Annotated in this window: 8 protein-coding genes; 5 read left to right on the plus strand and 3 right to left on the minus strand. The window is 71.8% G+C overall.

Annotated elements, in window-relative coordinates:
- Positions 1-52 precede the first annotated feature (52 nt).
- Complete coding sequence (locus tag BS75_RS29640) at positions 53-4,528, minus strand: LamG-like jellyroll fold domain-containing protein (RefSeq protein ID WP_152645586.1); 4,476 nt, start codon at positions 4,526-4,528, stop codon at positions 53-55.
- 312 nt (positions 4,529-4,840) lie between these two features.
- On the opposite strand from BS75_RS29640, the gene BS75_RS29645 reads away from it, so the two are divergent.
- Together BS75_RS29645 and BS75_RS29650 are read left to right on the plus strand one after the other, a co-directional pair.
- A complete protein-coding gene (locus BS75_RS29645; RefSeq protein WP_152645587.1) occupies positions 4,841-13,378 on the plus strand; it encodes a ricin-type beta-trefoil lectin domain protein in 8,538 nt (2,845 codons plus the stop codon).
- 27 nt (positions 13,379-13,405) lie between these two features.
- The gene (locus BS75_RS29650; protein ID WP_034090462.1) at positions 13,406-14,104 is read left to right on the plus strand and encodes a hypothetical protein; all 699 of its coding nucleotides are present in this window, start codon (positions 13,406-13,408) and stop codon (positions 14,102-14,104) included.
- A 60-nt stretch (positions 14,105-14,164) separates the two neighbouring features.
- Here BS75_RS29650 and BS75_RS29655 read toward each other — a convergent pair whose 3' ends face one another.
- Positions 14,165-14,950 (minus strand): IclR family transcriptional regulator, encoded by a 786-nt coding sequence (locus tag BS75_RS29655; RefSeq protein WP_034090463.1) that lies wholly within the window; start codon positions 14,948-14,950, stop codon positions 14,165-14,167.
- 101 nt (positions 14,951-15,051) lie between these two features.
- Here BS75_RS29655 and BS75_RS29660 point away from each other — a divergent pair, with 101 nt between their 5' ends.
- The 3 genes from BS75_RS29660 to BS75_RS29670 all read left to right on the plus strand — a co-directional run bounded on the left by BS75_RS29660 (position 15,052) and on the right by BS75_RS29670 (position 20,281).
- Positions 15,052-16,575, plus strand: a complete 1,524-nt coding sequence (locus tag BS75_RS29660) for an aldehyde dehydrogenase (NADP(+)) (protein ID WP_034090464.1) — start codon at positions 15,052-15,054, stop codon at positions 16,573-16,575.
- 86 nt (positions 16,576-16,661) lie between these two features.
- Positions 16,662-19,169, plus strand: coding sequence for an aminopeptidase N (gene pepN / locus BS75_RS29665; protein WP_034094013.1), 2,508 nt, complete (start codon positions 16,662-16,664; stop codon positions 19,167-19,169).
- Complete coding sequence (locus BS75_RS29670) at positions 19,166-20,281, plus strand: amidohydrolase family protein (RefSeq protein WP_042436597.1); 1,116 nt, start codon at positions 19,166-19,168, stop codon at positions 20,279-20,281. Before pepN ends, BS75_RS29670 begins: the two co-directional genes overlap by 4 nt.
- Here BS75_RS29670 and BS75_RS29675 read toward each other — a convergent pair.
- Complete coding sequence (locus tag BS75_RS29675) at positions 20,278-20,985, minus strand: rhomboid-like protein (protein WP_042436600.1); 708 nt, start codon at positions 20,983-20,985, stop codon at positions 20,278-20,280. The genes BS75_RS29670 and BS75_RS29675 overlap by 4 nt on opposite strands.
- Between the last annotated feature and the right edge of the window lie 11 nt (positions 20,986-20,996).

The raw sequence follows: 20,996 nt of genomic DNA on the forward strand, positions 1-20,996 counted from the left end.
GCCGCCGCGGGGCTCGGCACGAGCCCCGCGGCGGCATCTGATGACCGATCGGTCAGTTGAGCCCGGTCAGCGGCGGCGGGTTGTCGCCGATGGAGGTGGCTGCGGCGGGGGACAGGGCGGAGTTGTAGACGTGGACGTCGGAGATCTCGCCCGGGAACTCTGCCTCGGTGCCGTTGCTCGCGTTGTCGCTGGCGCCGATGAGGAAGGGGCCGGTCGCACTCCAGGGGCTGGGGTCGTTTCCGGTTCCGGCGAGATGCCCGTTGATGTAGAGGCTCATGGCGTCGGTGCCGGAGTCGAAGACGGCGACGAGGTGGGTCCAGGCGCCGACGGTCGGGTGCTGGTGCTGGCCGGCGCTGTAGTAGGCGCTGGGCGTCGAACTGTCGTTGCTGGGAGCGACGAAGGTCCAGCCGTCGAGGGCGGGTGAGTACTGCAGGTAGAAGGCGCAGCGGGCGCCGGTGGCGTCACGCTGGCAGAGGGCGGTGTGATAGGTGCTGGTGTCGTTGAGCTTGACCCAGGCGGAGACGGTGTAGCTGCCGGTGGTGGCGACGACGGGTCCGCTGGTACCGGCGTAGCCGGTGGTCCCGTCCAGGCTCAGCACGGTGCTGCTCGGGTTGGCCGGCAGCAGGCTGGGGTGGCCGGTGGTCAGCGTGGTGTCGGTGGCCCAACTGGCGGTGCCCTGCAGGGTCGCGGTGTTGGGTCCGCCGGTGCCCCCGATGCTGTCGGTGGCGGTGGTGCCGCTGCCGTCCTTCAGCTCCCACCAGGCCGAGGCGCTCGCGTACGCGCCCTGGAGGACCGGCGCGCCGAAGGTGGCCGTCCCGCCCACGGGCGCGGTGCCCGGGTAGTCGGTCAGTTCGCCGTCCGGGGCGGTCACGAACAGGTCCGGCTCGCCGAGTCCGGTCTTGTCACCGGGGGAGGCGAGTTGCGGGTAGGAGGCGGTCGGCAGGTTGGGCCCGAAGCTGACCGGGTCGGTCAGCGGCGGGAAGGGCTGTCCGGCCTGGCTCGTCCCGGTCAGCGCGCTGACGCCACCGGTCCAGTCCTGCTCGGTGCCGTTGTCACAGGTCCAGGTGATCAGCTGGATGGCGGTGTCGGTGTTGTCGCCGCTGGGGTCGGCCAGGCAGAGGCCGTTGTCGGTCTCCAACTGTCCGGTGGCGGTGGCGGTCCAGTGCTGGGTGCCCAGGCCGGTGGTCCGGCAGGGCTCCAGCTCCGCATGGGTGCCGTTGACCGGGGTGCTCGCAGTCAGGTCCAGGCAGTTGCCGCCCAGCGTGGAGATGGTGCCGTTGCTGTGCATGGTCCAGGACTGGGCGTTCGTCCGGTTGCACTCCCAGATCTGGATCGGGTTGCCGGCGGTGGTGTCGCTGTGGGTGTCGTCGGCGCACATGTGGGTGCCGTCACTCGCGGTGATCGGCAGGGTGAGCGTCAGCGTGGGAGGCGTGAGCAGCGGGAAGTTCCCGTTCGCGTCCTTGGCCAGCGAGAAGGTGTACAGGGTGCCGGTGGTGTTGTCGCGCGCCCACAGCGTCGGCGTGCCGGCGGTCGGGGTGGCGGCGTTGAGGTTCCCGCCGATGGCCCCCGGGGCGACCAGGGTGAAGTTGGACCAGTTGCCGGTGCCGAGCAGGATCGGGTCGGTGAGGTAGGACTGCCCCGAGTTCTGGTAGAGCCAGAGCCGTCCGCCCTCCATGGTGATCAGGTTGCCCTGGGCGAAGGAGGTGTTCCCGGCGAGGTCGCCGGGGGCGACCATCTGGGTGATGGAACCCCAGCTCGACGGGTTGCCGGCGTTCGGCTGCTGGACGTAGCCGCTGCAGCGGTTGGGGTCGGTGCAGGCCGGGCGGGCGATGGAGTGCAGGTCGGAGGTGATGGTGAAGTGGCCCGGGGTGCCGCCGGCCCCCTGGTCGTTGCTGTACATGTACATCTCGCCGGTGGTCCGGCTGTAGGCGATCAGGTCGTCGACCCCGCTGTTGGTCAGCGAACCCCGGTGTGCGATCAGGAAGTTGTTCCAGCCGTCGGGGGCGGCGGCGGTGCCGTCGGGGCTGGTGCCGGGGGTGCCGGCGATCTGCGAGGCCGCAGGGGAGCCCGGGTCGGTGTTGCCGGGGAGCAGGATCAGGTCGCCGTCGCTGCTGGTGGCCAGCAGGTCCGGGACCCCGTCGCCGGTGAGGTCGCCGGCCTTGACCGCGGTGTCCGGGTTCCAGGGCGCGTAGAAGGTGTAGCTGGAGGGGACGGTGGAGCGGTTGCCCGCGTTGTCCATGGACTGGACGTACAGGATGTGGGTGCCCCAGGTCTGCGGCGTGATCGGGGCGGTGGCGGTGCCCCCGCTGCCGGCTGCCACGTAGGCGGTGGAGGCGCCGCCGATGGGCTGGTCGAGCGAGTAGTAGTAGCCGGCCACGCCGCTGGCCGGCAGGCAGGCGGCCAGGGTGCAGGTGGCCGGGTTCGGGGCCGGGTCGGTGGCGTTGAAGGTGAAGGTGCTGGTCTGCCCGGCGTGCAGGTCCGGGGTGCCGCCGCTGCCGGCCGGCGGGAAGTCCGGGTCGGTGACGGTGGCCGTGGTCGGCGGCGTCAGGTCCACGTCGAAGCGGCAGTTGGCGATGGTGTTGGAGCTGAGGGTGCCGTCCGAGCCCTGGGTGTTCCAGGTGTACTGGTGGCCGTCCTGGAGCGTGACGCTGACGGCGGCCGACGCGGGCGACTTGCTGGCCTGGTAGGCCGTGTGGGTGTAGGTGACGGTCTCCGGGCTGCCGGCGTCACTGAGCATGTTGTCGCGCAGGGCGAAATAGGTCTCCACGGTGGTGCCCGAAATCGGGGACGTGGTGACCGAGTTCATCGTGACGGCGGAGCCGTTGCTGGAACTGGTCATGCCGATCCAGCCGGGGGTGCCGCTGTCGCAGGCCGGGCCGACCGGGGTCTGTGTGCCGTTGGCGGCGGTGGTGACCGCCGGCGGGCTGGTGTTGGCTCCGGAGACGGTGGGGGCGATGTCGTAGGTGGTGGTGATGTACGGGTTGGTGGAGAAGCGCATGTGGCCGTAGTTGGTCGAGGACGTGCTCTCGTTCCCGTACAGGCCGATGGTCAGCATGCCGCCGGCCACGTACTGGACCGCGTTGGCCAGACCGGTGAAGGTCGCAGACTTGTTGCCGCAGCTCGAACCGCTGTTGGCGCTGCTGATCTGCTGGGTGACGTTGTAGGCCGGGGTTCCGGTGGCCGCGCCCGGCCGGTTGTTCCAGTTGGTGGCGCTGCTGATCGAGCCGACCGTCTTCACGGTGACCGGCCAGGTGTTGCCGCAGCCGCCGTCGGCGCCGAAGGTCTCGGTCAGGCTCAGCGTGGCGGTGGACACCACCGCATTGCTGGGGACGCCGCTCAGGTTGATCGCGAAGAAGGACTCCTCCGCGCCGCTGTCGCAGCCGTCGGCCCACTGCGGCTGGACGTAGCCGATGCCCTCGCCGCCCGACTGCGCCACGTCGTAGGTGTCGGCGGTGGTGCAGTCCGGCGCCGAGTAGGCCTGGACGTAGTGGCTGGTGGGATCGGTCACCACGGTCGGGTCGAGGAACACCGGGTACGCGGCGTGCGCGCCGGTGAGCAGCTCGGCGTCGGGCGTCAGCGTCAGCTTCCCGGCGCCGCCGTGCATCGCGATCGGGGCGAACCGGGCGCCGGTGCCCGGGCCGTCCGCGCTGGAGGCGGCGGGGGTGTCGGCGCCGCCGAGGGCGGCGCTCACCGGCGCGGCCTCGGTACGGACGGCGGCGGACTTCGCCGACGGCTGGACGGGGACGGTGGGCGTCGCGGCGGCGCCGCTGGAGTCCCACATGGCCGGGGCCGGGCCGGAGAAGGCCACGGTGCCGTTGGCGGCGGTGGCCTTCAGGCCGCCCGCGGCGTCGGTGCCCACCGTCAGGCCGGTGCCTGAGGTGGCCAGGGTCAGGCTCTTCAGCGCCGGGTCGGCCGCTGCGGCCGCGTTGTGCACGATCAGCACGTCCCGGAAGGCGCCCTGGTCGTCCACGGTCGCCCGGAGGTCGACCCCCGGCAGCACATCGGCGTAGGTGGCCGTGTTCCCGCTGACGGAGGGCGTGGGCAGGGCGAACGGCAGCGTCAGCGACAGGCTCTGACCGGCCGGGTCGGTCAGCGTCACCAGCGGGCTGTCACCGCCGCCGGACAGGGTCACGCCGCTGGGGGTCGCCGCCGGGCTGAGGGAGCCGTCGGCGTTGGCGCGGAGCGCCGCCGAGACGGCGGTCCAGGAACCGTTCCTCCGCACCCGCACCGGCAGGGCGTTGGTGGTCTGGACGAGCGAACCGTCGGGCTGGGCGCTGACCGTGGAGGTCTCGGTTTCGAGGGAGGGGACGGCCACCGGGCGGCCGGTGGTCCTTGCCTTCAACAGGGCCGCCTGGATGGGGCTTCCGGCAGTGGGCGCGGCGACGGACGCCGGACCGGCGGGGCCGGTGTCCGCCTGCGCCGGCAGCGCCAGCCCGGCCAGCAGCAGCGAGGCCAGAGCCGGAATCGCAGCGATACGGTGAACCGCGGTCCGCCGCAAGTACTGCGGCGAGCTTATTGGTCTATTCATCAGAAACCTTTACTTGACAGTCAATTGCCGTGACTGACGTCACAGAAGTGCCGGGCGATCGCCAGGAACCTTTACCCGTAGGTGAAACGCGGCCAGGTGTACCGATTTGGCCTGCCGCGATTCGGGCAGATCGCCCTTCATGGGAAACGAATCCACAGGTGAGTGGGCGCGCACAGGGTATAGCCCGTGCTTTGCCGGATCCATTAGGTTCCTGTGGAGTTGATCTCCGGTCGCGTCGGTTTGGACGGCGCGCCGTCGATAGTCGTTTCTCTGTGCGGGGGACAAGTGGTGGGCAGACGGGTGCGCTGGTTCATGGGCGTTCGCAATCGGGTATGGGGGCGGACTCTCACCTTCGCCACGGCTGCGGTCGCGGCAGGAGCGGTCGTCACTCAGGTCGCGGTGGCCCAACCGCTGCCGCAGTACCACTACACCGGTGGCATCTGGTCGCCGTCGGCCCTCGCGGCCACCAAGAGCGTGCCGGTGCACCCGCTGAAGGCGACGGCCGGGAAGGCCGAACTCGCCAAGGGGCAGCTGCCGCTGGCCGTCTATCAGGCCAAGGCTCCGGTGTGGCCGGCCGCCGGCGTCGGCACGGCGTCGCTGACGTCCGCGGCGACCGCTGCGTCCGCCGCTGCGACCGCGAAGAGCGGACGCGCCGCCGCCGATTCGGTGGTGCCGGTGACGGCCCCGGTGCGGGCCGGGGCCCTGCCGGTGTGGGTGGCTCCGCACACGGTCGCGGCGCACGGAACCCGGGTCGCGGCCACGGCCGCCGCCTCGGGGCCGTCCTCGGTCCGGGTCCAGGTCGCCTCGCACGCGCAGACGCTGGCGGCGGGCGCGGACGGGCTGCTGCTGGGCTTCTCCCGGGCCGACGGCGGAACCGCCACCGGCCAGGTCCAGGCGGTCATCGACTACTCCTCGCTGGCGCAGGCCTACGGCGGCGGCTTCGCCTCGCGACTGGAGCTGGTCGAGGTCCCCGCCTGCGCGCTGACCACGCCCTCGGCCAAGGCCTGCCGTACCCGGACCCCGCTGGCCTTCACCAACTCGCCCGGCACGGACCAGCTGACCGCCACCGTCCCGCTGGCCGCCGCCGCGAGCACGGTCCGCGCGGGCGCCTCGGCGCGTTCCGCGGCGGTGGCGGCCGCCGTCACGCCGATGACCGCGGTCGAGGTCATCTCCGGCACCTCCGGAGCGGAGGGGAACTACGCCGCCACCTCGCTCGACCCGGCCGGCGGCTGGTCCGCCACCGGCGACGGGGCCTTCACCTACAGCTATCCGATCGACGTTCCGACACCGCCCGCCGGCACCGCCCCGGGGGTCAGCCTCGCCTACAACTCGCAGTCCGTCGACGGCGAGACCTCCGCGCGCAACTCGCAGTCCTCCGACGTGGGCGACGGCTGGGACTACGACCCGGGCTTCGTCGAGCGCAGCTACCGTTCCTGCGGGTCACTGCTGAACTCCGACGGCAGCCATGTGCTGAAGGACTCGGGCGACGAGTGCTGGGGCGGTGACGACGACACCATCTCCTTCGGCTCCCACTCCGGCGTCCTGGTGCCGACCACCATGGCGAGCAACGTGCCCGGCCTGGTCGCCCAGTGGAAGCTGCAGGGCGACGACGGCACCGTGGTCCAGGAGCTCTCGGGGGCTGAGAACGGCCTCTACCAGGGCATCTACTTCCGCGTGCTGACGACCGACGGCACCGCCGCGTACTTCGGCTCGGACCATGCGCCGGCCGGCACCTCGATCTCCTCCCCGCCGCAGTCGGGCACCCCCACCGACAGCTCGACCGACTCGGCCTGGGGCGTCCCGGTGCTGCACCCGGTCTCGGGCGACCCCTGCTACAGCTCCGCCCAGGGCACCGCCTCGAAGTGCGCACAGAACGAGGGGTGGCGCTGGAACCTCGACTTCACCGTCTCGCCGACCGGGTTCGTCCAGCGCTACGACTACACCAGTGAGACCAACTACTACGACCTCGGCGGGGGACAGGTCACGGCCCCGAACGGCTCGGGCACGCTGACCTCCTACACCCGCGGCGGCACCCTGGCGCAGATCTCCTACGGCTACACGCTGGCGGACGAGCAGGCCGGGAACACCCCTGCCGCCGCCGTGGTGTTCGGCTCCACGCAGCGCTGCCAGACCTCCAGCACCTTCACCGACTGCTCGGCCGGGAACCTCAACGCGAACACCGCCACCAACTGGCCTGACGTCCCGTACGACCTCGACTGCCCCTCGACGGACAGCACCACCATCCCCAGCGGCTCGACCACGATTCCGGCCAACGTCTGCATCAACGCCGGCCCCTCCTTCTGGGACACCACCCGGTTGAGCACCATCACCACCAAGGTCGACGTGGCCGGCAGCGGTCTGACGCCGGTGGACACCTACCAGCTGAACCAGGTCTTCTCCGACGCCGGCGGCAGTGTCGACCCGGTCACCGGCACCTCGGTGGACCCGAAGGACGCCGGATCGCTGCAGGCCGTGATGTGGCTGCAGTCGATCACCCACACCGGTGACGCGGACAGCTACGACGGCGGCGGCACGCCGCTGACGATGAACCAGGTCACCTTCACCGGAACCGAGATCGACAACCGGGTCGACGGCTCCAGTCCGCCCGCGCCGCCGCTCTACCACCCGCGGATCGCCACCGTCGCCACCGAGACCGGTGAGGACATCGCGGTGACGTACTACCCGCCGGACTGCTCGCGGGTGAACGGCACCATGCCGGCCTCGGCCGACAGCGACACCATGTCCTGCTACCAGGTCTACTGGTCCCCACCGGGTGCGGCCAAGCCGATCGCGGACTGGTTCAACAAGATCCGGGTGCAGAGCGTCGCCTCCTCGGACATGACCGGGGCGGTGACCGACACCAGTGGCGGCACCCTGTACGAGGGGTCCCCGACCGAGGTCACCGACTACGCCTACAGCGGTGCGGCCTGGCACCGCGACGACTCGGCCCAGACCGACGACCAGTACCGCACCTGGGACCAGTTCCGCGGCTACCGCACCGTCACCACCACCACCGGCACCGCGCCCGACCCGGTCACCCAGACGGTGACCACCTACCTGCAGGGCATGGACGGGGACTACCTCGCCAACGGCACGCAGCGCTCGGTCAGCGTCAACGCGGTCGTGGGCGGCACCACCACCGAGGGTGACGCCACCGCCTCCCCTGCGGTCCACGGCAGCCCCACCCAGGTGGGCGGCACCGTGGTGGAGACCGTCAAGGACAGCAACTGGCTGGCCGGGACGCCGCTGGAGACCGACACCTACACCAAGGCCAGCGGCATCGTCGACCCGACGGTCACCGGCGGCACCATCGAGGCCGAGTCGATCGCCGTCCCGCCGGACACCACCCAGACCGCGAGCACGCCGCAGACGCCGTGGACGGACTGGAACACCACCGACGACACCGGCACCGCACCGACCCTGTCCACCCTCCCCCCGCTGACCGCGCTGCGGGTCACCGACTCCGGCAGCCGCGACTACGCACTGCTGAAGAACGGCTCCTGGAGCGAGAACCAGACCACCACCGACTACGACTCCCAGGCCCGGGTGTCGACCGTGGACACCATCGCGGGCGTCGGCAGCACCGCCCCGCAGGAGCAGTGCACCACCACCACCTACGCGTCGCCGTCGGCCACCAACGCGATGATGCTGAGCTACGCCGACCAGGTCACCACGGTCTCCGGCGGCTGCGCCGCCCCGACGCCGACGACGCTGTTCTCGGACCAGCAGACCTACTACGGCGGTGACGGCAGCCTGGCGAACCTGGGCACCTTCGGCCAGTTGGACCCGCCCGACACCATGGGCGGCGGGACCGGCCTGGTCACCGGCACCAGGACGGCCACCAGCGACACCAGCGCCGGGGGCGAGACCTGGCAGACCACCTCGGCGATCAGCTACGACGGCGGCGGCCGGGTGGTGAAGACCCTCGACACCGACGGCTCGCCCACCAGCACCAGCTTCAAGCCGGCCTGGAACGCGGCCGGCGGCAACACTGCGGCCACCACGGTCACCTCCACCAACTCCCAGGGCTGGACCACCACCTCGACCCTGGACCCGCTGCGCGGACTGCCGACCGAGGACGTCGACGACAACGGCGGCATCACCGACATCACCTACGACGCGCTCGGACGCCGCACCGCCGTCTGGCTCCCGGGACGTTCGAAGGCCTCCGGACAGAGCGCCGACGAGACCTTCTCCTACCTGGTCAGCAACACCAGTCCCTCCGCGGTGACCACCAACACCCTGCGTGAGGACGGCTCGTACGCCCAGAACATCACCCTGTACGACGGGATGCTCCAGCCCCGCCAGCAGCAGAGCACCACGGCCGACAACTCGGCGGGTCGGCTGATCAGCGACACCTTCTACGACTCGCACGGTTGGCCGGTCCGGAGCTACGCGCCGTACGTGGACGCCACGACCAGCCCGTCGACGACCCTGGCCATCCCCGACACCGAGAACCAGATCCCCTCGGAGACGGTCACTGCCTACGACGGCCTGGGCCGCTCGGTGTCCTCGCAGCTCTACACCATGGGCGCGCCGCAGTGGGAGTCAACCACCAGCTACCCCGGTGCCGACGAGACCGACAGCACCCCCCCGGCCGGCGGCCCGACTACCGCGACCATCGAGAACGCCCTCGGCCAGACCACCAGCACCGTGGTCAAGAACACCAACGCCCAGACGACCCTGACCGGTGGCGAGATCATCCCGTCGGGCACCTCGCTGATGTCCGACAGCGTCCGGCTGAGCATGCAGGCCGGCGGCAACCTGGTGCTGTCCTCCCTGGCCAGCGGCAAGACCCTGTGGTCGACCGGGACCTCCAGCGCCGGTTCGTACGCCGAGTTCGGCACCGACGGCAACCTCGTGGTCGACAGCCCGACCGGCGCCCAGCAGTGGAGCACGGCCCTCGCCGCGACCACCGGCTCGACGCTGAAGCTGCAGGACGACGCCAACCTCGTCGACTACAGCAGCGCCGGCGCGACGCGGTGGTCCAGCGGCACCGCCGGCGCCGCCGCCGAGGCCGACTCGACCACCGGGTACACCTACTACCCGACCGGCCAGCTCCACACCGTCACCGACACGGCCGGCAACCAGTGGAGCTACACCTACAACCTCCTCGGCGAGGAGACCTCCCAGACCGACCCGAACGCGGGCACGACCACCTTCGACAAGTACGACGCCGACGGCGACGTGCTGCAGAGCACGGACCCGCGCGGCCAGGCCACCTCGTACACCTACGACTGGGACGACCGGGCGGTCGCCAGCTACGCCGCCGCCTGGTCGGCCACCCCCAGTGCCTCCACCCAGCTCACCTCGACCGTCTACGACACCCTGGCCAAGGGCTACCCGACCTCCGAGACCAGCTATGTGGGCGGGTCGGGCAGCACCGGGAAGGCCTACACCCAGACCGTCACCGGCTACAACGTCGCCGACCAGCCGCTGGGCGAGACCGAGACGATCCCGGCCTCCGACGGCTTCGCGGCCCCCGCCGGCACCAAGCAGGGCGCCGCCGGCACGGTCACCTTCGAGTCCGACAACAGCTACACGCCCAACACCGACGAGCTGGCCTCGACCAGCTACGGCCACGACGGCGGGCTGCCGGCCGAGACCGTCGGCTACCAGTACGACCTGCAGGGCCTGATGACCGAGTCGGGCAGCACACTGACCTCCTCGACCGGTGCCACCAGTTCGGCTTCGTACCTCGACGACACCAACTACACGCCGAACGGCCAGGAACTCCGCTCCACCTACGGGCTCTACGGCAAGCAGTTGGTCACCACCGACGCCTACGACCCGGCCACCGGCCGGCTGTCCTACAGCAGCACCAACACCCAGACCAGCACCAGCAACGCGATCGACGGCGTCTCCTACCGCTACGACGACTCCGGCAACATCACCGCGATCTCCGACGTCCAGTCCAACGGCAGCACGGTCACCGGCACCGACACCCAGTGCTTCAGCTACGACTCGATGCAGCGGCTGACCCAGGCCTGGACCGACACCGCGGGGATCAACACCAGCAGCACCAGTCCGGCCGACCCCACCGTGGGCGACGTCGGCGGCTGCAACACGACCACGCCGGAGACCACCGCCACTGCCCCGATCAAGACCACGACGGTCGGCGACACCGCCGGCGACGCCTACTGGCAGAGCTACACCTACGACCTGCTCGGCGACCGTACGAGCATGGTCAACCACGACACCGGCGGCAACGCCCTGGACGACACCACCCAGACCATCGGCTACAACGGCGCCGACGGCACCACCCCGGCCGCCCAGCCGGACCAGGGCAGCACCACCACCATCAGCAATCCCGAGCTCGGCACCACGGTCGAGACCGACACCCACACCGACACCGGGTACACGCCCAACGAGAACGCCGGCAACACCATGAGCCGGAAGCTCAGTGCCGGACCGCTGAGCACCGGCCTCAGGAACAGTGCCGGCCTGCCGGTCTGCGCGAGCGACCCGTCGGCGAGCACCACGGCGGGGACCGCCGTGACCACCTACGCCTGCAGCCCCGGCACCGGACAGACCTTCACCCTGGGCACCGACTCGACGCTCAAGGTCGCGGGCATGTGCCTGGACACCACCGGCGGGGCCAAGACGGCCGGCACCGTGGTCGAGATCAACACCTGCAACAGTGCCACCACCACCCAGAAGTGGCAGACCGGTGCGACCGGCGACACCCTGGTGAACACGGCGTCCGGCCTGTGCCTCACGGACCCGGCCGGCAGCACGGTCAACAGCACCAAGCTGACGATCGCGGCCTGCGGGGTCGTCGGCCAGTCCTGGACCACGACCGGCGCCACCGGCGGCCAGGCTCCCGGCACCAGCCAGAACATCAGTTACAACGCCATGGGGCTCACCTCCGCGGTGACCACCACCAACGGCGGCAACAGCCAGACCAGCAGCTACACCTACGACGCCGAGGGCAACCTGCTGGAGCAGGCCAACACCTTCGACAACACCAAGATCCTCTACCTGTTCGGCGGAACCGAGCAGATCACCCTGAACGTGCCGAACAACTCGGTGACCGCGCTGCGCAACTACGCGGGTCCGGACGGCACCACCGTCACCCGCAGCAGCGCCGGTACGCTGACCTACCAGCTGAGCAACCTCCAGGGGACGGCCACCACGGCGGTCGACGCGACCAGTCTCGCCGTCACCCGCCGTGCCTACGACCCCTTCGGCAACGCCCGCGGCACGGTGCCCAGCACCTTCGTCGGCCCCTCCGAGAACCATGGTTTCCTGGGCCAGCCCACCGACACCAGCAGCGGTCTCGACCTGCTCGGAGCGCGCAACTACGACCCCACCCAGGGCCGGTTCCTCAGCCTCGACCCGGTGTTCGAGGCCGGTGATCCGAACCAGATGGGCGGCTACACCTACGCCGCCGACAACCCGAGCACCGGCAGTGACCCCGACGGCCGGATGTTCAGCGACGACGGCGGCGGTGGCGGCGGGGACTCGTCACCCAGCCCGGGGCTCACGCCTCCGCCCGACCCGTCACCGCAGTCGAACCCTGATCCCACGGCGACCCCGGACCCCTCACCCGAGCCCCCGGACCACTACGACCCCAACTGCCACGACTGCTCGTACCACACCGGCCTGCTCTGGGCGTTGAACATCGCCTCCTGGTTCCTCTTCCCCGAAGAGGACGCCGCGGTGGACGGCGCGCGGCTGCTGGCCGAGGAGGCCGCGAAGGAGGCTGCCGAGAGGGCGGCGAAGAAGGCGGCGGAGGAGGCCGCGAAGAAGGCGGCGGAGGAGGCCGCAGAGCAGGCGGCCAAGGAGGCGGCGAAGAAGGCGGCGGAGGCCGAGGCGGCCAGCGCCGCCAAGAAGGCCGCGGAACTGGCCGAGAAGAAGGCCGCAGCCGTCGCCAAGGCCGAGGCCGAGGAGAAGGCCGCGGCCGCCGCCAAGGCCGAAGCCTCCAAGGCCTCCAAGATCGACCCAGGGGCCGATGCGTCGGACGATCCGGTCACGGACGACAATCCGGGCGGATCGGGCTGCCACAGCTTCCTGCCGGACACCCTGGTCCTCATGGCGGACGGCACCGTCAAGGAGATCAAGGACGTCAAGCCCGGTGACCAGGTGCTGGCGACCGACCCGCTCACCGGAGAGTCCGTCACCCGGCCGGTCACCGACCTGATCACCACCCCCGAGGACGACGACTTCGCCGATCTGACCATCGCCACGAAGAAGGGCCCGGCCCACCTCACCGCGACGGTCACCCACCCCTTCTGGGTGGTCAGCTACCACGCCTGGATCGACGCCGGCCATCTCAAGCCGGGCATGGCCCTGCGCACCGCCGACGGAACGGCGACGTCGGTCCTCGCCGTCCGGACGTTCCACCACGTCTACCTCACCCACGACCTGACGGTCGCCACCACCCACACGTTCTACGTGCTGGCCGGAACCGCGGCGATCCTGGTTCACAACAGCAACGTCAAGTGCCCCACCGACGTGGCACTCGGCGCGCAGGACGAGGGCGTCGTCAAGTGGGCGAACAAAAAGGGCTTCACCCACTACATGGGGAACATGGAGGACGGGAGGACCTGGCAGGAGGCGGTGATGTCGGCCATCAGCAAGCCCGAAATCACCATGCGTGTCTACACCAAGGGATTCGACGGCGGTTTCCTCGCGTCGGCGCTGCGAGGGATGTCCGGAAGTGAGCGGGCGACCGAGTGGGAGATGTCGTGGCTCGCGAAGGCGGTGATCGAGGGCGAGAGACCATGGAGTTCGATAGTCTTCTACGACGCGGCGGGGGACGAGCTGCCAATGGAAGACGAACCGGATTGGGCGAACGATCCCGCTCTTTCCAAGATGTGGCAGAGATGGGGCCCGTTCGAGCCGTAACCCGGATTGCCGACAGGAATGAGAACCGTGGATAAGTCGGGTGCCGCCTTCGCAGAGGCTCCGGATGCAGCGTTCTATCCGGAGCTGGTCGAACAAGGTGGGCTGTACCGGGTGCTTCAACGCATCGGGGAGGAACGCGGTCTTGACCTGGGGGATGTGCGACCCGGTTCGGACCGGGGATTGGCGGTCTACCGGACCGCAAAGTCGGATTCGAGCCGGGGGGCCATCAGGATCAGCACCGTGCTGAACCGACGGGCGTTCTCGATTGTTTTCGACAGTGCGGTGGGCAGCTATGTCTGGGCGGAGGGAAGTGCCACCGAGCCGGACCAGGTGGCCGGAGTGATCGACTCCTGGCGCGGCGGCATGCTGCTGGTGCCGCTCCGGGAGGCCTTCCCCTTCATGCAGTTCTCGCCGATGTCTCAGGGGTACGAGCGCGGCACGCAGGTGGAGACCGCCTGGGGACTCCTGCTGACAGGTGACGCCCATGCCTCCCGTCGCGGAATGCTGACCGTCCTCCAGGCGGACTCCCTTGTGAGCGGGTTGTTCCCGTTCTTCTCCATGGGGACCCTGCGCCTGGCCAGGGACTGCTTCGACCGGGAGGCCGGCTCGATCAGCATCGACGGGCAGGAGGACGGCCGCTATTCCGTGCGGTCGTCCTTCGACGGGGCCCTGCTGGCCGATGTCGAGCTGTCGAACCTGGCTGATGCGGTGGCATCGTTGATCTGATTCCGGGCGTGCCGCGCGCCCCCGGAGCCGACTGCCGGCTCCGGGCGCGGGCGTTCGCCGTTACAGGTGCCGGGTGGCCATGGTGAGCCGGTCGCGGGCGGCGAAGAGGGCGTCGCGGATCATCTGCTCGCGGCCGGGGGTGAGCCGGGCGACCGGGACCGAGCAGCTGACCGCGTCCCGGGCCGGGGTGCGGTAGGGGATGGCGATGCCGAAGCAGCGCAGCCCGACCGTGTTCTCCTCGGCGTCGATCGAGTAGCCGCGCTCGCGGATCTCGTGCAGGTCCTCGATCAGCGCGTCCAGGTCGGTGAGGGTGTGCTCGGTCAGTGGTTCGAGCCGCTGCGGGAGCAGCCGGCGGACCTCCTCGTCGGTGTGGGTGGCGAGCAGCGCCTTGCCGAGCGAGGTGGAGTGGGCGGGCAGCCGGCGGCCGACCCGGGTGAACGGCCGGAGGTAGTGCTGGGACTGGCGGGTGGCCAGGTAGATGACGTCCGCGCCGTCGAGCCGGGCCAGGTGGATGGTCTCGGTGGTGTCGTCGGCGAGCCGGTCCAGCGCGGACCTGGCGGCTGCCACCACCTCGTCGCCGTCGATGTAGGAGGTGCCGACCAGCAGCGCGCGGACCCCGATGCCGTAGCGGGTGCCGGTGGACTCGGTCTCCACCCAGCCGAGCTCGACCAGGGTGCGGAGCAGCATGTAGAGGCTGCTCTTGGGGTAGCCGACGGCCTCCTGCACCTCGGCCAGGCTGTGCATGCCGGGGCGGCCGGCGAAGTACTCCAGCAGTTCGACCGTTCGCACGGCGGACTTGACCTGTGCGCCGCCGGCACCGGCGTCCGCGGGGAGGCTCTGGGCCATTGAGGGTTGACCCCTTTTCTGGGAGGGACGTATCGTCAGGGGCGTTCAGGGTACTGGACAGCGTTCACTATGTGGAATGTTCGCGTGCGGAGGCCGCCACCATGAACACCCTCCCAGTGTGGAGCGTCGACGCCCGGACCGGGGCCGAGTCCGCGCAGGTCACCGTCGAGTCCACGGCCGAGGACGTCGACCGGGCCGTCCGGGCCGCCCGCGCGGCGCTGCCCGCGCTCGCGGCGCGCCCGGCGCGGGCCGCGCTGCTGCGGGCCGCGGCCGAGCTGCTGGAGCGGCGGAGCGAGGCGCTGATCGCCGCCGCCGACCTGGAGACCGCGCTCGGCGCGGTCCGGCTGTCCGGTGAACTCGCGCGCACCACCTACCAGTTGCGGGCCTTCGCGGACGCGGTCGACGAGGGCGGCTTCCTGGACGTGGTGATCGACCACGCCGACCCCGGCGCCCGGCCCGCGCCCCGGCCCGACCTGCGCCGCTGGAAGATCCCGCTGGGTGTGGTCGCGGTCTTCGCGGCCAGCAACTTCCCCTTCGCCTTCAGCGTCCCCGGCGGCGACACCGCCAGCGCGCTGGCGGCCGGCTGCCCGGTCGTGGCCAAGGCCCACCCGGACCACCCGGCCACCTCCGAGCTCACCGCCGCCGCGATCCGCGACGCCGCCGAGAGCGTCGGCCTCCCCGCCGACGTGCTGGTGCTGGTGCACGGACGGCAGGCCGGGGTGGACCTGGTCCAGCACCCGCTGATCGGCGCGGCCGGCTTCACCGGCTCGATCCCCGGCGGCCGGGCGCTGTTCGACCTCGCGGCGGCGCGCCCGGTCCCGATCCCGTTCCACGGCGAGCTCGGCAGCCTCAACCCGGTCGTGGTCACCGAGCAGGCCGCCGCCGAGCGGGCCGAGGAGATCGGCGCCGGACTGGCCGGCTCCTTCACCCAGGGCATGGGCCAGTTCTGCACCAAGCCGGGACTGGTGTTCGTCCCGGCCGGGGCGGCCGGCGACCGGCTGGAGAAGGCGCTGACGGCCGGGGCCGAGCAGGCCGCGACCGGGGCGCTGCTGGACGCCCGGATGCGGGCCGGCTTCCTGACCGGCTTCGCGGCCCGGGCCGCACTGCCCGGCGTCACCGCCCCGCTCGCCGCCGAGCCCGTGGCGAACCAGGGGCAGGCGGTGCGGGCCGGGTACGTCAGCCTCCCGGCCCGGCTGCTCGCCGAGGACGCCTACGAGGCGCTGCTGGAGGAGTGCTTCGGCCCGCTCACCGTCGTCGCCCGCTACGACGGCCTCGGCGAGGTCGGGGCCGCGCTCGGCCGGCTCGGCGGCAACCTCACCGCGACCCTCCACGCCCAGCCCGGCGACCCGCACGCGCCCGAACTGCTCGCGCTGCTCACCGGCCTGGCCGGCCGGGTGCTGCACGGCGGCTGGCCCACCGGCGTCGCCGTCGCCCCCGCCATGCACCACGGCGGCCCCTACCCGGCGACCACCAGCACCAGCACCTCCGTCGGCGGCACCGCCGTCGAGCGCTGGCTGCGACCGGTCGTCTACCAGAACGTCCCGGCCGAGCTGCTGCCGGCCGAACTGCGCGACGAGAACGAGCCGGGCGTACCCCGGCGGGTGGACAACCTGCTGGAGCGCTGAGCGGACCTCCGTTGCCGGCCCCGGTCGGGGAGGAGGTCCGGTACCGGTGCTCGTGCTGGGCCCGGGGATGAGGCAGCATGATCTGCATGCCCGCACTGACTCGCGCCGAAGCCGTCGCCCGCCGCCTCCTCCTCGACGTCCGCAGCAGCACCGTGGACCTCGACCTCACCCGGGGACACGAGCTCTTCGGGTCCACCACCGTGATCCGCTTCGGCTGCGCCGAGCCCGGCGCGGCGACCTTCGTCGACGTCAAGCCGGCCGAACTGCTGGCGGTCCGGCTCAACGGCCGCGCGCTGGACCCGGCCGCGCTGGAGGACGGCAGGTTCCCGCTGGACGGCCTGGAGGCCGAGAACGAGCTGCTGGTCGAGGCGCTGATGGCGTACTCGCACACCGGCGAGGGCATGCACCACTTCACCGACCCCGCCGACGGCGAGGTCTACGTCTACACCCAGTGCTTCCTGGACGACGGTCCGCGCGTCTTCGCCGCCTTCGACCAGCCCGACCTCAAGTCGACCTACGAGGTCGCGGTCACCGCGCCCGAGGGCTGGACCGTGGTCGGCAACAGCACCGGCCGCCAGTCGGAGTCGGTGGCCGGGCGCTGGGAGTTCGCGCCCACCCAGCCGATCAGCAGCTACCTGGTCGCGGTCGTCGCCGGTCCGCTGCACTCGGTCCGCAGCGAGCACGACGGCATCCCGCTCGGGCTGCACTGCCGCCGCTCGCTCGGCCCCTACCTGGACGCGGACGCCGCCGAGATCCTGGAGCTCACCCGGCAGAGCCTGGACCACTACCACCGCAACTTCGGCATCCGCTACCCCTTCGACTCCTACGACCAGTCCTTCGTCCCGGAGTTCAACGCCGGCGCGATGGAGAACCCCGGCTGCGTGACCTTCCGTGAGTGGTTCGTCTTCCGCTCCGCCGTCACCGACGCCGAGCGCCAGCTCCGGGCCGTGGTGATCGCCCACGAGATGGCCCACATGTGGTTCGGCGACCTGGTCACCATGCGCTGGTGGGACGACCTCTGGCTGAACGAGTCCTTCGCCGAGTACCTCGGCACCGACACCGTCGACCGGGCCACCCGCTTCAACGGATCCTGGACCGCCTTCAACGTCCGCAAGGCCTGGGGCTACGACGCCGACCAGCGGCCCTCGACCCACCCGGTCGCCCCCTCCGAGGTCGCCGACACCGCCCAGGCGCTGCAGAACTTCGACGGCATCTCCTACGTCAAGGGCGCCTCGGTGCTGCGCCAACTGGTCGCCCGGCTCGGCGAGGAGGCCTTCCTCGCCGGCCTGAACGCCTACTTCGCCGCCCACGCCTTCGGCAACGCCGAACTGGACGACCTGCTCGGCGCCCTGGCCGAGGCCAGCGGCCAGGACGTCCGGGGCTGGGGCGAGCGCTGGCTGCGCACCACCGGCGTGGACACCCTGCGGGTCGAGGGCGAGCGGATCCTGCACACCTCGGCCGACGGCGTGCTGCGCCCGCAGCGGATCACCGCCGGCTGCTACGGACGCCGTGCTCCCGGGAACCTCGCGGCCGGCCCGCTCACCGGCGTCGCCCGGATCGACCTAGACCTGGCCGGCGTGCCGGACAACACCTGGGCCGAGCCCGGCGCCGACGAGCCCGACCTGCTGCTGCTCAACGACACCGACCTCGGCTTCGTCAAGATCCGTTTCGACGAGCGCTCCTGGCAGACCGTCAGGGACTGCCTCGGCGACATCCCGGAGGAGCTGGCCCGGGCCGTCGCCTGGGAGGCCGCCCGGGACCTGGTCCGCGACGGCGAGCTCGACCCGTCCGAGTACCTGCGGCTGGTCGCCGACCACCTGCCCGGGGAGGAGTCCCCGCACCTGGTCGAGGCGGTGCTCGACTTCGCCCGCAACAGCGTCGCCGACGGCTACCTGGCGCCCGCGCTCCGCCCCGAGGCGCTCGCGCTGATCGGCGGCGTCTGCCGGAAGCTGCTGCGCCGCACCGAGGGCACCGAGGACGGCAGCGGGGTGCGGCTGCTCGCGGTGCGCGCCCTGATCGGCGCCGCGCTCCGGCCGGTCGACGTGGCCGAGCTGCAGCAGTGGCGCGAGGAGGACACCGTCCCCGGCGGCCCGGTGCTCGACCCCGACCTCCGCTGGAAGCTGCTGCAACGGCTGTGCGTGCTCGGTGCGGCCGGTGAGCCGGAGATCGCCGAGGAAGTGGTCCGCGACCCCAGCTCCACCGGCGCCGAGGGCGCCGCCCGCTGTCGCGCCGCGCTGCCGGACGAGTCCGCCAAGACCGCCGCCTGGCACCAGCTCTTCCACGGCGAGGCCTCCAACTACCTGGTGATGGCCCTCGCCCAGGGCTTCTGGCAGCCCGAGCAGGCCGACCTGCTGGCCCCGTGGACGCTGCGCTACTTCGACGACGTCCCCGCCGCCGCCGAGCGGCGCGGCCCGGCGGTGGCCCGGCGCCTCGGCCACCAGGGCTTCCCGGCCTACGCCGCCACCGAGGAGGTGCTGCTCGCCGCCGAGGCCTGCCTCGGCCGCGACGACCTGACCGCCGCGCTCCGCCGCCACCTGGCGGACCAGGTCGACGACCTCCGCCGCGCGCTGCGGGCCCGCGAGGCGTCCAAGTGAGCGCCGCCGGAGAGGTGTTGCGGGTCAAGGGCCGGATACTGGTCGGTCCCGAGGAGGTCAGGGACGAGTTGTGGGTGGTCGGCGGACGGATCACCTTCGACCGGCCCGCGGCGGCCGCCGGGGTGCTGACCGTCGAGGGCTGGGCCGTGCCCGGCCTGGTCGACGCCCACTGCCATGTCGGCCTGGACGGCCACGGCGCGGTCGACGAGGCCACCAGCGAGAAGCAGGCGCTGGCCGACCGCGACGCGGGTGCACTGCTGCTCCGTGACGCCGGGACGCCGACCGACACCCACTGGGTGGACGACCGGGACGACCTGCCCCGGATCATCCGGGCCGGCCGCCACATCGCCCGCACCCGCCGCTACATCCGCAACTACGCCCACGAGATCGAGCCGGGCGACCTCGCCGCCTACGTCCGGGCCGAGGCCCGGCGCGGCGACGGCTGGGTAAAGCTGGTCGGCGACTGGATCGACCGGTCCACCGGCGACCTGGCGCCCTGCTGGCCGCGCTGGGCGCTGGACGAGGCGATGGCGGCGGCGCACGCCGAGGGCGCGCGGGTCACCGCGCACTGCTTCAGCGAGGACTCGCTGGCCGACCTGGTCGACGCGGGCATCGACTGCGTCGAGCACGCCACCGGGCTGACCGAGGAGACCGTGCCGCTGTTCGTCGAGCACGGGGTGGCGATCGTGCCGACCCTGGTCAACATCGACACCTTTCCCGGGATCGCCGCCGCGGCCGAGTCCAAGTTCCCCGCCTACGCCGCCCACATGCGGGCGCTGCACCAGCGCCGCCACGCCACCGTCGCGGCGGCCCACGAGGCGGGCGTGCCGGTCTTCGTCGGCACCGACGCGGGCGGCTCGCTGCCGCACGGCCTGGTCGCGGCGGAGGTCGCCGAGCTGGTCCGGGCCGGGTTGCCGCCGCTGGCCGCGCTGTCGGCGGCCACCTGGGCGGCCCGGGACTGGCTCGGCCGCCCGGGGCTGACCGAGGGCGCCTCGGCCGACCTGGTGGTCTACCCGGCCGACCCGCGCGCCGACGTCCGGGTGCTGGCCGCGCCGAGCGCGGTGCTGCTGCGCGGGGCGCCGGTGAGCGGCTCGGCGGTGGCCGGCGGCTAGCCGTGCCGGGCGGCGCGCCCGTGCCACCGCTCCCGCAGCGAGCGGAGCCGGTCCACCGGGTTCCACGGCGCGCCGCCCCGGCCCCGGGTCAGCGGGTAGCAGGCGAGACCGAGCAGCACCGAGGTGAAGTGCCCGACGTCGGTGAAGGTCCGCCCGTGCACCAGCGCCTGCCCGTACCAGGCCAGCACCCCGACCAGGTAGACGTACCGCCAGGGCGGGGCGATCCGGTAGGCCAGCACCGCCTGCGCCCCGGCCAGGGCGTAACTCACGCCCACGTCCAGGGTGTTGACGGCGGAGGCGGGCGCCCGCCCGTGGTGGATCGCCCAGTGGAGCACGCCCTCGCTCAGGTAGGTCGCCCCGACGTGGGCGACGGCGACGACGGCGAACCAGCGCAGGGTGCCGAGCCAGCGCTCGGCCGGCACGTGGAAGAGGTTGTAGAGCACGAACATGCCGAGCCAGCCGCCGCCGTCCAGCCACAGCGTGCTGGCGAAGAGCACCCGCACCGGGTTGGTCGCCAGCTGGTGCAGGTTGGTGGACCGCTTCCGGAGGAAGGAGTCGGCCATGGCCGGGTTGATCCGGTGCATCACGTAGGTGGTGAACAGCAGCACCAGCAGCCAGAGGTAGGTTCCCGGCGCGCGCCTGACGTAGTCCAGGACGGCTGCGCCGGGTCCACGGCGCTCGTGCAGGGGCGGGGATGCACTCATGAGGGTGATTC

Origin of the sequence: Streptacidiphilus albus JL83 (assembly GCF_000744705.1) — a bacterium.
Taxonomy (GTDB): Bacteria; Actinomycetota; Actinomycetes; order Streptomycetales; family Streptomycetaceae; genus Streptacidiphilus; species Streptacidiphilus albus.

What these genes read in the sequence shown, in the direction of transcription:
- pepN (WP_034094013.1), top strand. Translation starts at nt 16,662, where the DNA reads ATGCCCGCACTGACTCGCGCCGAAGCCGTCGCCCGCCGCCTCCTCCTC.
- BS75_RS29675 (WP_042436600.1), bottom strand. Translation starts at nt 20,985, where the DNA reads ATGAGTGCATCCCCGCCCCTGCACGAGCGCCGTGGACCCGGCGCAGCC.
- BS75_RS29640 (WP_152645586.1), bottom strand. Translation starts at nt 4,528, where the DNA reads ATGAATAGACCAATAAGCTCGCCGCAGTACTTGCGGCGGACCGCGGTT.
- BS75_RS29655 (WP_034090463.1), bottom strand. Translation starts at nt 14,950, where the DNA reads ATGGCCCAGAGCCTCCCCGCGGACGCCGGTGCCGGCGGCGCACAGGTC.
- BS75_RS29645 (WP_152645587.1), top strand. Translation starts at nt 4,841, where the DNA reads ATGGGCGTTCGCAATCGGGTATGGGGGCGGACTCTCACCTTCGCCACG.
- BS75_RS29660 (WP_034090464.1), top strand. Translation starts at nt 15,052, where the DNA reads ATGAACACCCTCCCAGTGTGGAGCGTCGACGCCCGGACCGGGGCCGAG.